13 protein-coding genes and 1 pseudogene are annotated in these 15,077 nt (G+C 68.3%); 5 read left to right on the top strand and 9 right to left on the bottom strand.

The features are described from left to right. Positions 1 to 1,478: 1,478 nt before the first annotated feature. Positions 1,479 to 1,700, bottom strand: a complete 222-nt coding sequence (locus tag CcI49_RS27875; RefSeq protein WP_076830907.1) for a hypothetical protein — start codon at positions 1,698 to 1,700, stop codon at positions 1,479 to 1,481. Between the two features lie 512 nt (positions 1,701 to 2,212). Between CcI49_RS27875 and CcI49_RS27865 the strand changes: the two genes are divergently transcribed. Beyond that, positions 2,213 to 3,103, top strand: a complete 891-nt coding sequence (locus tag CcI49_RS27865) for a hypothetical protein (protein WP_131831209.1) — start codon at positions 2,213 to 2,215, stop codon at positions 3,101 to 3,103. A 237-nt stretch (positions 3,104 to 3,340) separates the two neighbouring features. On the opposite strand, the gene CcI49_RS27860 is transcribed toward CcI49_RS27865, so the two are convergent. From CcI49_RS27860 to CcI49_RS42235, 5 genes are all read right to left on the bottom strand, one after another. Beyond that, positions 3,341 to 5,476: an FtsK/SpoIIIE domain-containing protein gene (locus CcI49_RS27860; RefSeq protein WP_116437519.1), complete on the bottom strand. Its 2,136-nt coding sequence runs from the start codon at positions 5,474 to 5,476 to the stop codon at positions 3,341 to 3,343. Continuing rightward, a complete protein-coding gene (locus CcI49_RS27855) occupies positions 5,473 to 6,384 on the bottom strand; it encodes a helix-turn-helix domain-containing protein (RefSeq protein WP_158230820.1) in 912 nt (303 codons plus the stop codon). Before CcI49_RS27855 ends, CcI49_RS27860 begins: the two co-directional genes overlap by 4 nt. Before the next feature lie 171 nt (positions 6,385 to 6,555). Further along, the gene (locus CcI49_RS27850) at positions 6,556 to 6,912 is read right to left on the bottom strand and encodes a hypothetical protein (protein WP_076830895.1); all 357 of its coding nucleotides are present in this window, start codon (positions 6,910 to 6,912) and stop codon (positions 6,556 to 6,558) included. After that, complete coding sequence (locus CcI49_RS27845) at positions 6,909 to 7,604, bottom strand: hypothetical protein (protein ID WP_131831208.1); 696 nt, start codon at positions 7,602 to 7,604, stop codon at positions 6,909 to 6,911. The genes CcI49_RS27850 and CcI49_RS27845 overlap by 4 nt, the downstream gene beginning before the upstream one ends. Before the next feature lie 140 nt (positions 7,605 to 7,744). Then, entirely contained in the window at positions 7,745 to 8,065 is a 321-nt protein-coding gene (locus CcI49_RS42235; RefSeq protein ID WP_076830888.1) for a hypothetical protein, read from the bottom strand. 88 nt (positions 8,066 to 8,153) lie between these two features. Here CcI49_RS42235 and CcI49_RS27835 point away from each other — a divergent pair. Beyond that, positions 8,154 to 8,459, top strand: a pseudogene (locus tag CcI49_RS27835) (carboxymuconolactone decarboxylase family protein); the annotation flags it as partial. A gap of 59 nt (positions 8,460 to 8,518) precedes the next feature. Here the strand turns inward: CcI49_RS27835 and CcI49_RS27830 are convergent. The 3 genes from CcI49_RS27830 to CcI49_RS27820 all read right to left on the bottom strand — a co-directional run bounded on the left by CcI49_RS27830 (position 8,519) and on the right by CcI49_RS27820 (position 12,182). Next, positions 8,519 to 9,319, bottom strand: coding sequence for a hypothetical protein (locus CcI49_RS27830; protein ID WP_054567122.1), 801 nt, complete (start codon positions 9,317 to 9,319; stop codon positions 8,519 to 8,521). A gap of 488 nt (positions 9,320 to 9,807) precedes the next feature. Continuing rightward, positions 9,808 to 10,776 carry a zinc-binding dehydrogenase gene (locus tag CcI49_RS27825; RefSeq protein WP_054567121.1) on the bottom strand — a complete coding sequence of 323 codons (969 nt, stop codon included), beginning with the start codon at positions 10,774 to 10,776 and terminating at the stop codon, positions 9,808 to 9,810. Beyond that, complete coding sequence (locus tag CcI49_RS27820) at positions 10,764 to 12,182, bottom strand: DHA2 family efflux MFS transporter permease subunit (RefSeq protein WP_158230819.1); 1,419 nt, start codon at positions 12,180 to 12,182, stop codon at positions 10,764 to 10,766. The genes CcI49_RS27825 and CcI49_RS27820 overlap by 13 nt, the downstream gene beginning before the upstream one ends. Positions 12,183 to 12,269: 87 nt before the next feature. Between CcI49_RS27820 and CcI49_RS27815 the strand changes: the two genes are divergently transcribed. From CcI49_RS27815 to CcI49_RS27805, 3 genes are all read left to right on the top strand, one after another. Next, the gene (locus CcI49_RS27815) at positions 12,270 to 12,830 is read left to right on the top strand and encodes a MarR family transcriptional regulator (protein WP_076830881.1); all 561 of its coding nucleotides are present in this window, start codon (positions 12,270 to 12,272) and stop codon (positions 12,828 to 12,830) included. A 50-nt stretch (positions 12,831 to 12,880) separates the two neighbouring features. Continuing rightward, positions 12,881 to 14,488 (top strand): MFS transporter, encoded by a 1,608-nt coding sequence (locus CcI49_RS27810; RefSeq protein ID WP_076830878.1) that lies wholly within the window; start codon positions 12,881 to 12,883, stop codon positions 14,486 to 14,488. A gap of 104 nt (positions 14,489 to 14,592) precedes the next feature. Next, positions 14,593 to 15,039, top strand: a complete 447-nt coding sequence (locus CcI49_RS27805) for a peroxiredoxin (protein WP_054567309.1) — start codon at positions 14,593 to 14,595, stop codon at positions 15,037 to 15,039. Positions 15,040 to 15,077 lie beyond the last annotated feature (38 nt).

Below are 15,077 nucleotides of genomic sequence, written 5' to 3'. Positions count from 1 at the left end.
GCTCGACGTGCTCGACTTCGGGCAGGTGGAAGTTCTCTGTCAGACGAGGAGAGAAAGCTCATTCGACTGAGCGGGGGGTGCACATATTGCGGGGCGACGCTACCGAATAGCGCGGGATCGGAAGAGACCGATCATCTCATGCCCCTGTCGAGGTCGGGTGAGGATGTCCACAGCAATGTGGTACCCGCGTGTTCGAGGTGCAACAAAAGGAAATCACGCCGGACGCTCTTGGAGCTGGCAGATATCGAGTGGGCTATGGTGGGGCGGGCCCTGCTTTATAGCGAGAAGGTACAAAACGAATTCGCACGACTGCTAGCAACAGAGCCCGACCCGATCCCTATGTGACGAGCCGTCCACATAAATTGTAGTTTCCCCGACCGTCTTCATAGGTGCTGATGCCCGCCTGTGGAGATGGCCGGGKGTTCTGTTTTCAAGGGCCACACGAGCCGCTCAGGCACCAGGAACAGGCATCGCCCAGCATCCTCGGTGCCCACTCCGGCGCCGTAGCAACAGGGGCTCATGCTCGACTGACGGAACATTTGGCGTGAGAAACAGGCTCCGCCCGGGGCCGGCGTCGACAGTGACGACCTCGCGCTCGTGCGCGGCCTGGTGCACGGTCTGACGCACAGCCGGTGTTATCGAGGTGCGCTAGCGCACGGTCGGGCGTTATCAGTGGGCACCAGGACCAACATCACGAGTGCGGATCGCCTGCGACGCAGTCAAGATCTCCACCGGGAACCCTTCCGCCACGGGAGAGTCTAACGCCCGATAAGAGGGCATTATCGTGCACCAGGGATGGCAGGTCACCAAGAGTGACACTTGACCACGTATCGTACGCATGCCTGGAATGTGGCACACAGCATGCCCGCTACCGCTTGACGGACAAGGCGCGGGTCGCTCGACATAGATGATGTTGTTGACTCGACGTTCATGCTCGACGCACCGACCCGCGAGTGATCGTCAACAGGTCGGACCGTCAAGGCTCCGGCGTCGAAGTCGAGTCGAGGTCTGGCGTCGARCACGAACTGTCGTGATGATCCACAGAACCGACCGGCGCCCCCCGCTCGACGTTCGTTACGCGACGATCGGCGCGACCTCCCGCGATCATGACTCTCGGTGATGGTCACGCACCGTTAGGAGCCGAGGGGGGTACCCTTAAAAAGATCATGATCAAGGGTACCCGCCAGGTGTCACGCGCACTTTTCCCCAGGACGCCGGAGGACAGTGTCAGGCAGTGGCTTCTGTCGGGATGTCCTCAGCAGGGATCGGGGTTCCGTCCCGCGTAAACCTCTCCGACCGTGAGTGATCATCACTGACAACCGCGTACGCCACGTAACGGTGATCTTCTGTCATCACCCGTGACGCCAGCACGTGAAGATCCACGATGCCCCTGGTGACCTGCCACTGAGGCACGTAGAACGGCACCGATCCGGCCGGGGTGTGCTCACCTTCGGAGCGCTGCAACACCAAGTAGGGCATCAGGCCCTGCCACCGAGAGCGCTGATGAGCGACCCATCAAGTCCGTCGTCAGGCTTCGGGATCCAGGTCACCCCGGGGGCTAGCTCCTGCCCCTGGTCGTCCTGCCCCTGGTCGTCCTGCCCCTGGTCGTCATCCTCACCGAAGTCATCTTCGCCGTACCCGTGGTAGCCGTAGGCGTCGTCATACCCGTCTTCCAGGTCGTACCCGTCTTCGTCGTACACCGTCGCCCCTGTCCCCGTGGTCGCTGAACCGCCGCGCCTATTGCACATCTGCTAGTGGCAGATCTGCAAGGGCTACGTTCGCAGTGGTGGCAGGCGCTGTGACGGTTCGTGATCTTGCTGAGATCCTGGGCATCAGCCGACAGCGTGCTGACCAGATCTCGCKGAAGGCCGGGTTCCCGGAACCCCTGGTCGACACAAGGTCCATGCGCGTGTTCGACCGCGACGAGGTAGAGGCCTGGCTAGATCGTGATCGCCCGGGGTGGCGGGGCGAGTCCTGACACTTGCTCGTAAGCAGTCATGTCGACTTCCACGAACTTCGGGCGCCTTGCTCGGAAGGTAGTGACTTAGACAGCACACCCGACCACGCTTTGCATGGTGACTCACTATCGACACCAGGGCGGCCACGGACGGACACTGAGAAGGTGTCGGATACCCCCACGCCTGTCAGCCGTCGGCAAACGCTCACGCTCGCTGGTCTCGCTGCGGTGTCGGGCGTGCTCGTGAGTCCGACCATGGCTGACGACATCGTCAGCATCGACCAGGAGCTGTCCGCGCTCCGGACCGTTTACGAGACAACGCCGTTGGCGGAGTCTGTTCCTGCTCTCGCGGTGCTCCACGACCGGGCGATCTTCCTTGCTCACCGTCGAGGAGACCCCCGGCAGCGCACGGAGCTTGCTCGCGTGACGGCCACGGTCGGAGCGCTCCGGGCTGACGCGCTCTACAACGATGGGCAGGTGCACACCGCACGGCGCGTTGCCAACCACTCTGTGAGCGTGGCGCGGGTCTCTACTGACGGCCCGACGTTCAGTAACGCCTCGCGAGTGTTGTCCGGGATCGAACTCTATGAGGGACGTCCGGCCTACGCGGTGGYTCATGCTGGTGAGGGCATCGACGAATCCACCCCTGCCGGCATCTCCTGCTTGGTCCAGCGGGCCCGTGGCGCTGCTCTGGCCGGTGTCGATGCGGACAAGGTCAACGCACTGTCGGATCGGGCAGTCACGGCGGCCTACGCCGTTCCCGCCGCCTTCCACGGGCAACCTGGCGATGAGGACCCCAACACCGTCAACCCCGTCGAGGTGACGTATCACGCCGCTCTGGCATCGGCTGTCGCCGCAGATCTGTTCCGGGCTGACGGGTACGCGGATCTCGCGATGCCGCACCTTCCGCCGGGGTTCCAGGCCGTTGTGCACGCCCACCTGGCGACGGCGTCCGTGTCCACGGACCTTGACCGATCGTTCGTGGAAGCTCGACGGGCCATCGCGCTAGCCACACCTTTCAGGGCCCTCACCGTGCCTCTCGCGAGCCTGGTCAAGGCGCTCCGGCCCTACCGGCACAGCTACCCCGATGTGATGACACTCGGCGCCGAACTGGAGAACTGGCACCGGGGCCCCGTCGAGGTCTGACGTCGTCGAGGTCCGAAACCCCGCTACCAGGGTTTCCCACCTAATCAGTTGACTACAGAGGGTGTTGCCCGTCGTCGAGGTCGGCACCGAGGTCTGACACGGCAACGACCCGCCTCCCATCGATCGGGAAGCGGGTCGTCCGGGGGTCGTCGTCGGGTGGGCTGGTGCCCCTCTACGGGCCTTACCGTGCAGGTCAGAGCCCTCTACCGGGCCACCTACCGAGGTAGCGGCCCCCCTCTACATGGGCACCTCGTGAGGCTCCGGCGCCGGCGTGGTCCTGGCGGTGGACGACGTAGCCGGAGCCCCCTCTACCGGGCCGGAGGACTCCACGGGCCTGCCTTCCACGGGCCGCGCGGCCAACACATCGGGCGGGATCGCCCCTTCAACATCACTCCGGTACCAGCCCGCGCGGTTCTCCCCATCGATCTTGACCTGTTTGCGGGTGCGGGTGACGCCGGCATCCTCCAACTCGGCAGCGAGTCGGGATCCGTCCCAATCGCCGTAGATCTCTTCGTCGATGTTGCGTAGCTCCGTGAGCACGTCGTCCGTCCACATGCGGGCCCGCTGGCCGAACGCTTCGAGGACGTCACCGATGATCTCCGGGATCACGTACCCGACCGACGATGCCGCCGCCGGAAGGTCACCACACGCGGCGCCGGTGAGCGTGCCCTCGTTGAGCCGCAGAGCACGCCCACGCTGGCAGACGACATCGAACTCGGGGTTCGTCAGCAGGTCCGCCTTCACCGTGACGAACGACGCCGGCCCCGTCACGAGGACCCCGACGCCCTTGTGCTCCTCGGACAGCAGCGAGGCATCCGCACCCGCACGGGCCTTCCCGTCACCGAGGACCATGTCAGACGAGGTGCGATCGGTGACCTGAGTCGCGTACCGGAACGTCACGATCTCCCGGATCTTCGTCGGGACCGACTTCGCATCCGGGCGTTGGCTCGCGTAGATCGGGATGAAGCCGGCCGCCGGCCCCCTCCTGGCGATCCGGGCGAGCTTCCCGATCAACCGCTGTCGGTCCTTGTCCTCCTCGCACGCTTCGAAGAGTTCCTGAAGCTCGTCGATGACCAGGAGGATCAGCGGGAGGTTGTACCGGCGCATGATCTCCGGCGTGAGCTTCCCTTCCGGACACACCGCCGGAGGCAACGTCGCCAGGAACGCGAACCGCCGGGACATCTCGACGATCAACTCGTCAAGCATCTGCTCGAACGCCACCAGATCGTCAGGATCGGCGCCGAAGACGGTCCGGTGTGCGACCTGGGTAGCAGGACGGAAGTCCGCCCCGCCCTTACCGTCGACGATCCAGAGCTGACACCAGGGATCCAGCACAGCGGCAGCGACCAGGAGCCGCATCGAGAACGTCTTCCCACGGCGCGGGAGGCCACCGAAGAACGCGCTCTGCCAGATCAGCGCCAGGTCGACACGGTTCCCGCGTGCGTCCTGGCCGAACGGGACGGCCTTCCAGAAGTCGAAGCGCTCAACGTCGATCAACAACGACGGCGTAGGCGCACCGAGGTACGGATCGTCATCACAGACCCACAGAGACAGCCGCCGGCCGTGTCCTCCCTGGTGGGCCCGGACACGGCTCATGATGAGCTGGATCTCATCAACACCCAGTTCAGCCGCGATCGTCGGAAGCTTCCCGATGGCGTCCGCCGCCGTCTTCCCGCCGCCGCGCGGAAGATCCAGCACTGTTTCCCAGCCTCGCCCGTTGCGGTCCCGGACGATCGGTGCGCAGAGGATGAGCGCGGTCTCGCCCTTCAGCAGACCGGCCGCGCGGAACGCCCCGTTGAGATGTTCGGGGGCCAGGTCGCGGTGAATGTCGGGTTCGATCCCGGGAAGGTCACCAGGGCCCGACAGGCGACGCCGGCCCGCGAGACCCGTTCCACCGAGGACAACCACACCCGACAGGGCGGGAACCCACTCGCCTACGGCCACCGCGGCGATGATCTCCCCCACCGTGGAAGCGCCGGCACCAGCACCAGTGAGGATCCAGCGGATCCGCCGATGCTCGCGAACGACGAAGATCTCTTTCCCCAGCTTCCCGCGCTCGTCTCGGAGTTCGGTGGCGATGTCGTCAGCCTGTACCCACTGCCACCAGAACCGCCCCGCCCGCCACGTTCCTCGGAGGACAGCCGCCGGCCCCAACCATGTCGAACGGGTCGCGATACGGGCAGCGACGCGGGCACCATGACGAGCCTGAGCACGCCGTACCGCCCGATCCGACGTCCACGCAGGCAGTCGCAGGGGCTCCGCCGCCAAACCCGCGAGAGGGCCGTTCATGGCCTTCTGCGCCCCCGTCTGCGCCGGTGTCTGCGCCCACGGGCCCGGAACGACTTCACCCACGAAATCCGCCTCAGCAGTCATGCCGCCGCCCCCTGCTCAGCAGCGATCGTCCGGGCGAGACCGACGATCATCGATGGTGTCGAGTGCTTCCCTGCCATCTCCGCCCGCGCCATGCGGAGGGCCCACTCCGGTACTTCGGCCGAAGCTGACGAGTCCGGCGTCGTTGAGGTCCTGGCGGTGCGTTCCGGCCGCCCAGAAGGCACGTGGAGCCCCTGCCAGATCTCCAGCCACGCCGACCACCACCGTGCCGGGTTCCACGACTGGTGAGCGTCGTACGCCGCCCGCACCATCGCGGACACCCCAACCCTTTCGAGGACCTGGCGGACGACGCCCACCTGTTCCGGCGTGAGGCTGAAGGTTGCCCGAAGCCCCCGGCTGAGAAGGGCGTCCGCCAGGTTCACGAGGTCATCCGGGATCGACCGAATCCGGTGGATGTGCGCGGCGGCCTGCGGACGAACGGGGGCGCTCTGGTGAGAGTCCAGATCAAGCCGCGTAAAGCTCTCTTGGGTACAGGACGTGGTGTCGTCGGTCGTGCTGACCGTGCTGACCGGTCGTGCACTGTCGGTGCTCTGCTCAGGCTCGACGATCCCGTCAGCCCCGACGATCCGGACGTCATCGGCAGCGTCGTCCCACTCGACAACCGCGAGGATCTGGCCCGTCTCGTCAGGCCCCGCCTCAGACGACGCCGGCCGAACGAGTCGGTAGTCGTTCGACTTCCGGCCCCCGCCGATGACCGTCACGAGGATCCCGAGAGACTCCAGACCACGCACCGCTCGACGGGCGGAGGACTCGGAGCACTCGGCGCGGGCCGCGATGGTGGGCATGGCCGGATACGAGCCCTCCCACGTCTCTGCGCTGATGTTGCGGGTGATCGCGGCCAGGACGTCACGGAGGATCCGAACCGACACCCGCGTCTTGCCGACGGTCACGGACTCCAAAGGAACGGAACGTACATATGCATACAAAGTGGACACGGCAGACCGCCGTGAACTGACAGGCATGGATGCGCTACCTTCAGAAGTCTCGGTAAGTGATCGCCTGGTGCAAACAGGCGTTCGAGACGTCGGGTGGCGCTACGGACGCCACCCGACGTTTCTCTTTCAGGAGCTGGTGACGGCCTGGTGGCTGGTCAGGATCCGGCTAGCCATCGGGTGGTCCTGGGGCCGCGTGATCCACTGCGACACCGCGATGTCGACCAGGGGGCGCAGCAGCTCCGGGACGTTCGCCAGGAGGCATCGACGCCTGGTCTTGCCGTTGCCGGTCGGGTAGCCCTGGATCCCCACCAGGGGCGCGACGTCGGAGCCCACAGGGATGTTCACGACGTAGGCACCGCCCGGAGCCCGACCCACCCACGCGGACGCGGTCCGGGGGTCAAGGTCGAACGCCCACCACAGACGCGCCTGCGGACGGATGGCCTGACGTCGGCTGTCGAGGTCCGTGCTGTCGATGGCTGTCATGCCGCCACCGCCACGACAACCGGCTCGTCAGCGGTGATGTCAGCCACTGGCGCGGCGATCGGCGCGGTGCGCTTCGACTCTGCGACGTACCGACGGGCAGTAGACGGCGCAAGATCGATCTGAGCCGCGATCTCGCCCACGATCTGAGCCTCACTGCGCCGATCGTCGGGTGAAACCGCAGACCACAGGGCCAGAAGCTGAGCCTTCTTGGTCAACTTCGGCGCGGGAGTCGGCTTCGTGCTCTTCCTCGCAGGCGACTGCTTCGGCGCAGATGCGGCCGGCTTCGGTGTTTCGAGGGGCTCGACAACCGGCTCGTCTCCCGGCGCGGGCTCCGGCTCGGTGGGCTCGACGACAGGCGACTCGTCAACCGGGGCGACGTCCACCAGGGCGACGGGGGCAGAATCCTCCGACGTCATCGGCGCCACCGCAGACACAGGCTCGTGAGTCGTCCGGGTGGCCTTGATTCCCGCTACAAGACCAAACGCGATGACTACCCACAGTGCCGCGATGTACCGCCACGGCCCGGGGTCACTGGTGAGCCCAGCAGCAGCGCGGAGGTTGCAGGCGCCCGACCACGCGATGCTGGCGATGAGCACGAAGATCGGGAAGACAGCTCGACTCCCGTCCCGGCGGCGGGCCCGAATTTCAATCATCGCGGACACGGCCATGATCTCGCCGGTAGCGGCGATCACGTCCGCGTACCAGCCACCCTGCCCAGACCATGTAGCCGTCGCCCGGACATGATCGAAGGCGACAGCAAAGACAGCGGCGCCGAGTGTGAGCGGGAGGACAGTGGACGCCGCGCGTTCGATGTCCTGCCCCGTCGGGCGCTTCACTGATTTCCCAGCGTCTCGATACGGGCACCGTGGGCAATGACGTCTGCGACGATCAACCGGATCCGCGTGGCTGCCCCGACGGTGTCGCCCGCCCCGATCAGCCGCACCAGGTCATCCACGTACATGTGCGTGTGGATGGCGAGCAGACGATCCGCACTGGTGCTGTGCTCCGTCCGCGCGTACGTCAGCTCAGCCGACATCGTCTCAAGCGTGCTCGGAAGCAGCGCCGCAACAGAGACAGCCTCCGCCGTGACGGCGATGGGAACCTTCGCCAGGTCAGGCGTTTCAGGGCCCGCGCGTCGTACACTTCTGATCATGGGGTGACCCTCCGACGGTCGCTCCACCCCCGGGGTCTGCCAGGACCACCGGGGGATCCGTGATTCTCACAGTGATCAGAAGTTCGCCTGCGCGTTCTGCGTGGACCTGCACAGCCGCGACGCGCTCGCCGCCGGCGAATCCAGCCGGCGGCTGTTCTCCGTCGCCGCCTGGCACGAGTCACCGTTCTTCACCGAACGGGAACGGGCCGCCCTCGCCCTGACCGACGCCGTCACCCGGCTCGGCCCGGACGGTGTTCCCGACGACGTCTGGAACACCGTGACCAAGGTCTGGACCGAGCAGGAAGCCGCCAACCTCATCGTGGCCATCGCCACGATCAACGTGTGGAACCGCTTCGCGGTCACCACCCGAACCCCTCCACCCACCACCGTCTGACCGGTGGGCCGGCCGGCCGGTACCTCGAGGCGCAATGGAGACAGTGTCGAACGCCGGGGTCATCGCGGCTGATCCGGGCACTGGGCGCCGGCCGCGCCGAGGACACCGCAGAAGGTCCGCCGCTGCACCTGCCAGCCGGCCGCGGTCAGCACCGCCTCGCCGAGCAGGCCGTCCGCCCGCAGGTCGCCGCCGGTGACGTCGTACAGCAGTGCGGCGTGGCCGGGTTCGACGAAGAGGATCTCGCCGACGGTGACCGACCTGGTGGCGGTGACCTCCGGGCGGTCCCGCCGGAGCTGTTCGACGGTGCCGCGCAGCTCGGCGCCGCCGTCGACGGCGGCGAGCACCCGATCGAGGTCGATGGCGGTGAACGCGTCAGCGTAGGCGGCGCGGATCCGGGCCATGGCAGCCCGCGGATCCGCGGGCTCGGCCCCGGGCCAGCCCGCCTGCCCCGCCGGCCGTACCTTCAGCTGGTCGTATGCCCGCCCGTCGCCTGCCAATGTCACGTCAAGGGTGGTCGACAGATCCACCTCGTCGGGGTCGAGGTCGACCTCGCTGGTGGTGATGCCAAGGTCGGCGGTGCAGGTCTCGCCTTCGACCGTCTCGACCGAGATCCGCAGCGCGTGCGGATTCACGATCTCGATCTTCGCAGGCACGGCCGGGCACGAGGAGGAACCCAGCAGGCTCAGCGCCAGGACGCCGCCGGGGAGCAGCACCGCGGACGGCCGCGGCGTGCCGTCCTGGCTGGCCTGCGACGCCTCCCAGCGTGCGGCGACACTCTCCCGCAGGCGCTGGGCGAAGACCCGGTCCTCGCGGCCGTCGCGCTGGGCCAGCATGGGCAGCACCGCCAGGGCGACCAGCATCGCGGCCGCCGCACCGAGGGTCGGCAGCCAACCACCCCGTCGCCGAATCCACAAGGACCTCACGAACCCTTGGACGCACTGAGCCGCCGCCCGGTTCGCCCGCTCAGGGAACTCAGGAGGCGAGCCGCTCCGGAGCTCCGCCAGGACGGCAACGGTGAACCTCCCTTTTCGTCGACCGACGATGGCAGCATCGACGACCGCGGCATCGATTGTGCATCTGCAATTGCACCTGCCATTCCAGTCCTCCGGAAGGCCGCCACATGCAACGATTACTTTCGGTTAAGATTTGACCGGCGCATTGACACCCAGTGACACCCGAAAGGATCCACAGGTCAGCACACCGACCAGAGTAAAGCGTCGACCACTTACTATTCAATTACATTGAAATCAGCATCACTTTCGATTGCGACACGGCATCAGAGGCGTGATCTTTTGATCCGATCAACTAACCCTTGTCGGATCGAAAACTTTCGGAAATCACGGCTGGATCAGGTTGTCGTCAGCAGGGTCTTGCCGATCGCGGTGCGGGCTTCGATGGCGGCGTGTGCCGCGGCGGCGGCCTCCAGCCGGAACGTCTGCCCGATCGTCGCTCGCAGGGTTCCGGCCGCGGTGAGCCGAAGCGCCTCGACTGCGAGGGCGAACATCTCTTCGCCGGTGGCGCCGATCGCGCCGATCGGCAGGATTGTGATGTGCCGCGCCGCGGCGTCGGCCTGGTCGATCCTGCCCCAGCGCCCGCCCGCGGCGCCGTGGGGCAGATAGCGTCCGCCGGGACGGACCAGCGGGAACAACGTCTCGGTGATCGTGGAACCGACGCCGTCGAAGACCACGTCCACGCCGTCGGGTGCCAGCCCGGCGAGCGTCCGTTCCCAGCCGGCGGCGCGGTAGCTCAGGGCGTGGTGGGCACCGAGAGCGCGCGCCTGGCCAAGTTTCGTGTCATCGCCGGCGAGCCCGATGACACGCGCGCCGCTGGCCGCGGCGAGCTGGACGAGAAGGCCACCGACTCCGCCGGCTGCCGCGGTCACCACGACGACCTCGCCGGCACCGGGGTGGGCGGCGCGCCGCAGCCCGAGCGCGGTGCGGCCGTCCGCGAGCACGGCGGTGGCCTCGTCGAGCGTCAGCTCCGCGGGGACACGGTGCAGGTCGCCCGCTCGGGCCAGGGCGGCGGAAGCGTAGCCGCCGCTGCCCCCGGTGGTTGTGACGACCCTCGCACCCAGCCAGGCCGGGTCGACGTCCGCGGCGGCGGCGTCGACGACACCCCCGACACCGTTGCCGAGGATCACCGGAAAGGTCACGCGGGGGCCGGGTGAGGTGCCGGCGCGCAGCTGGGTGTCGATGAAGGTGATGGCGGCGCGTTCCACCGCGACTCGGACCTGCCCGGGGCCCGGCTCCGGGTCGGGCAGTTCGACGGGGCGCAGCACTTCGGGGCCGCCGGGACGGTCTGCGATTACGGCACGCATGGCACACTCCTGGGATCTTCGACGGGACCTGGGCGCCTGGCCTGACGACCAGGCAGGAAGGCGGCCGGAACGAACGTCACCGCGGCGAATCCGAGAATCCACCAGAACGTGACGGCGAACGCGGCGCCGGACTCCGTCCCGGCCGCGGTGGTCTGGCTTTCGAGGATGAGCGCGACGACGACGGTGCCGAACGACGCGCCGAGCCGCTGCACGACGTTGGTCAGACTGGTTCCGCGGGCGAACGCGGCGGGTTCCAGGTCGCGGTAGCTCGCCGCCGAGACCGCGACGCCGAGTGACCCGATCCCGGCGCCGAGCAGGAAGATCGCCGCGGACAGCGTCGTGATGGCGGCGGCCGGGCCCGTCGACGCGATCAGGGCGACACCGGCGCAGGCGAGCACCACGCCGAGCACCGCGACCCCCCGGGGGCCGGTCCGGTCGACCCATCGCCCGATGACCGCGAGCGCGATCATCGTGCCGACTCCCTGGGGCACCAGGAGGAGGCCGACCTCGGTTTCGGAGAACCCGTGGACCCGCTGGTAGAACAACGGCAACAGCAACATGGGCCCGTACAGGCAGAGCCCGAACAGGAACATCGCCGTGGTGGCGGCCGCGAACGACCGCAGCCGCAGCAGGCCGACATCCACCAGTGCCCGGTGGCCGAGCCCGCGGGCGTGGAGCACGAAGACGCCCAGCAGGAGCAGACCCGCCGCGATCAGGACGCCGGGCGGGACGACCGTGTCGATCTCGCCGGGGACCGCGGAAAGCCCGGCGAGGATCGAGACCGCCGCCGGAGTCAGCAGGAGAACACCGATGCGGTCCAGGTGAGCGTGACTGTCGTCGGTGGCCACCCGGAGATATCGATGGGCCAGGAGGAGGGCGGCGACGCAGATCGGCACGTTGACGAGGAACAGCCAGCGCCAACCTCCCAGGCCCAGCAGCAGGCCGCCCAGAACAGGCCCGAGGATCGGGGCCAGCTGGCCGGGGATGCCGACCAGGCCCATGACCCGACCGATGCGCGCCGGACCGGCCGCCCGCGCGAGGATCGTCTGCACGAGTGGCAGGACCAGGCCGCCGCCCAGGCCCTGGACCACCCTGAACGCGATCAGGCTCTCGATCGACCAGGCCAGCGCGCACAGCACGGACCCGAGCAGAAAAATCGAGATCGCGCCCAGCCAGACGCGCCTGCCGCCCCACCGATCGACCAGCCAGCCCAGTAACGGGATCACCGACGTCATCGCGAGCAGATAGCCGCTCGTCGCCCACTGCGCCACCGCGACCGTCGTGTCGAAGGTTCGTGCGACGTCATCGAGGGCGATCGCGACGATCGTCGTGTCCAGCAACGCCGCCTGGGCGCCGAGCAGCAACACGGCCATCAGCCGAAGCAGGTCGCGATCCAGTGGTGGCACCCGGGACGAATCCAGGGAGGTTGTTGGCATGCCAACAATATGCACGAGATTTGTTGGCATGCCAACAGTGCGAGGTAGGCTGACACCATGGCGAAGGCGTCGCGCGGCGAGGATGCCGCGGCATCGCACCGCGAACCATCACCTCACGCGCCCCACACACGTCGCGCACCTCGCGCACCTCGCGAGCCGGGGCGGCGGCACGTCGGCACGACCATTGACGGCGCGCCGCTCGGCTCGCTGCTGCTGCAGACCATCCGGGTCCACGCCCGGCTGGGCGACGATCTGCTGAAGCGCGCCGGCGTGACGACCCCCCACGAGATCGTGGTGCTTTTCCTCGACGAGCACGGGCCCGTCCCCCAGACCGAGCTGGTGCACTACCTCGGTCGGGATCGATCGACGGTCACCGCGACGCTCCAGGCCATGGAACGCGCCGACCTCGTCGCCCGGACCCCGTCACCCGACGACCGGCGCACCATGATCGTCAGCCTCACCCCACGCGGCCGCGACCTCGCCCCCGCCGCCCGCGCGGCGTGGCACGAGCTCGAGTGCCACACCACCAGCCAGCTGACCGCCGCCGAGCAGGAGCAGCTCGTCGCCCTGCTCACCGTCGTCCGCGACGCGCTCGACGACATCGTGGATCGTCGGTAACAGGCCGAACCGACCAGGACGGAACCGACCAGGACCGGACCGGCCTGGCGGTGTCAGGAGCGTTTCGGGCCGCGCCGACCGCGCAGGCGCTACCGGTCGCCCACGGCTACCGTCAGCCCGTGAGGGCACCCGGGCCGGCCACCTACCCGTCGGCGGCGAGTCCGAACGTGGTGCTCGCCGTGATGTCGGCGTGCGTCGTCCTGGTCGTCGGCATGGTCGCCGCGGTCAACCTGGCGGTGCCCGACATCGCCGCCAGCGGGCTGCATCCGTCGGCGGCCGCGCTGCTGTGGATCGTCGACATGTACGTCATCGTCTTCGCCTGCCTGCTGATCCCCGCCGGTGCCGTCGGTGACCGCTTCGGGCGGCGGGGAACCCTGCTGGTGGGCCTCGCGGTGTTCGCGGTGGGCGGCGCGGTGTCCGCCGGCGCCCCGGTGGTCGCCGTCATGCTCGTCGGGCGGGCGGTCACCGGCGCCGCGGCGGCCTGCATCCTGACCAGCACGCTCGCCCTGATCATCAACGTGTTCCCGGTCGAGCGCCGGCAGGCGGCGGTCGGCACGTGGGCCGCCATGACGGGCGTCGGCGGCGTCGTCGGCAACGCCGCGGGTGGGCTGGCGGTACAGCTCGGTTCCTGGCATGCCCTGTTCGCCGCCGTCGTCCCGATCGCGCTGCTCCTGCTGGTGCTGGCCGCGCGGACCACGCCGAATCCGCCCCGGCAGCCCCACCCGCTCGACGTCGCCGGCACGGTCGGCCTCACCGCGTCGTTCCTCGCCCTGCTGTACGGGATCATCGAGGGGCCCGACCGGGGCTGGGTGACCGTGCCGGTGCTCGGCGCCTTCACGTTCGCCGCGGCCGGCCTCACCGGCTGGACCTGGTACGAGCTGCGCCGGGCTCATCCGCTGCTGGACCCGCGGGTGTTCGCCATCCCCCGCCTGCGCGCGGCGACGCTCGGCATGCTGGTCGCCTTCTTCGGCCTGTACGCCCTGTTCTATGTCAACGCCCAGTACCTGCAGTACGGAAAGGGATACTCCGTACTGGTCGCCGGCCTCGGAATCGTTCCGATGGCGGTGGCGATGGTTGTCGTCGCCCAGGTGAGCGTCGGGCTTGGCGACCGGATCGGCCACCGTGCGGTCGCCGGGCTCGCCCTCGGATCGATCGTCGCCGGACTGCTCCTGCTCTCGACAGCTACTCCGGACACGCCCTACCGGCTCTACGTGATCTTTCTCCTCGTCGTCGCGGCCGGTTGCGGGCTCGCCCTTCCCGCGCTGTCGAACGGGATCGTGCACGCGTTGCCGCCCGCGAAGGCCGGGGTTGCCGCGGGCATCAACAGCACCGCCCGTGAGCTGGGCAGCGCACTCGGGGTCGCCGCCGTCGGAACCGTCATGGTCTCCCGCTTCACCGGCCAGCTACCCGCCGTCCTGCGCGATCCGGCCGGCGGCAGCACCCCGCGCACCGTCTCCGCGGCGCTCGCCCGGCTCGACGCAGAAGGCACCGGTGCCGGTGCCGGTGCCGTGCCGGACGCGCACGCGGCCGTCGTCCAGGCCTTCACCTCCGGGATGGACACCGGGTTGCGGGTGGTGGCCGTGATCGTGCTGGTCGCGGCCATCGCGGTCGTCACCTGGCATCCGTCCCGGAAAGCCCGCGAACCGGTGCGTAGGTGAAGGACTACCGTGTACGGATGAGGCCGTCATGCCGGCGGCCCTGGGCACGGAGCCGGTTCCGATACCGGCTCGGCGTCCAGCCCGAGGTGAGGAGCGCACAGATGCTGCGTGTCGGCGACACCGTGCCGGACTTCGAACTCCCCGACGAGACCAACACCCCGCGCCGGCTTTCCACCCTGCTGGCGGACGGCCCGGTCGTCCTGTTCTTCTACCCGGCGGCGATGACCAAGGGCTGCACCGCGGAAAGCTGCCACTTCCGGGACCTCGCGGCGGAGTTCGCCAAGGTCGGCGCGCAGCGGATCGGTATCAGCCCCGACACCGTCGCCAAGCAGAAGGAGTTCTCCGACAAGCACGCCTTCGACTATCCGCTGCTGTCGGACGCCGACGGTGTCGTGGCACGGATTTTCGGCGTGAAGCGGTCGATCGACCTGCTGCGGGTCAAGCGGGCCACCTTCGTGATCGGTACGGACCGGGTCATCATCGAGGCCATCAACAGTGAGCTGAACATGAACACGCACGCGGACAAGGCGCTGGCCGCGCTGGGCGGATAGGCAAGCTCGTCCACGGGACGTCCTGTTCCCGCGCTCCT

It is taken from the genome of Frankia sp. CcI49 (genome assembly GCF_001983215.1).
In the GTDB taxonomy this organism is placed as follows: domain Bacteria; phylum Actinomycetota; class Actinomycetes; order Frankiales; family Frankiaceae; genus Parafrankia; species Parafrankia irregularis.
The sequence above is the reverse complement of the archived record's forward strand: the minus strand, read 5'-3'. Positions and strand labels throughout refer to the sequence as shown.